This is a genomic window from Seonamhaeicola marinus, from assembly GCF_008085455.1.
In genome coordinates, this window is the sequence record NZ_VSDQ01000659.1 from 1 (window position 1) to 391 (window position 391).

Consider the following 391-nt stretch of genomic DNA (forward strand, 5'->3'; position numbering starts at 1 on the left):
AAGTAGGCGAGAACAAGCAATTACTTATAGCCATTGTTAGCAAACGGTTTTTATGTTTTTATCATATTAATCATTCCATAAGAATAACTGCCTTTTGGAAGTCTATCCCTAAAATCTTTGAAATATTTCCACAAATCAAACTCTGCGTTTATTGCATTAAGCATATTCCTAACATTTTTGATTTCAGGCATTTCTGGATTTTGATATCTTTCGTTTTCTGGTTCCCAATATGAGTAAATTCTTTTTTCTTTTTCAGTTCCAATTTCAAAAACATAAGTTTTGCCATCAAATCCTTGAGGATAATTTTCAATTTCAGAACAGTCTTTTAATGTTTCAATGTTTTCTTTTTGCAATGAGGTCATTAATTCTTTGGCTGTTCCGGTTGAGATTT

1 protein-coding gene is annotated in these 391 nt (G+C 30.4%); it reads right to left on the bottom strand.

The genetic code is table 11. The features are described from left to right. Positions 1–50 precede the first annotated feature (50 nt). Positions 51–391 (bottom strand): hypothetical protein (locus FUA24_RS25180; RefSeq protein ID WP_187388258.1); only part of this gene is annotated, 341 nt, incomplete at its 5' end.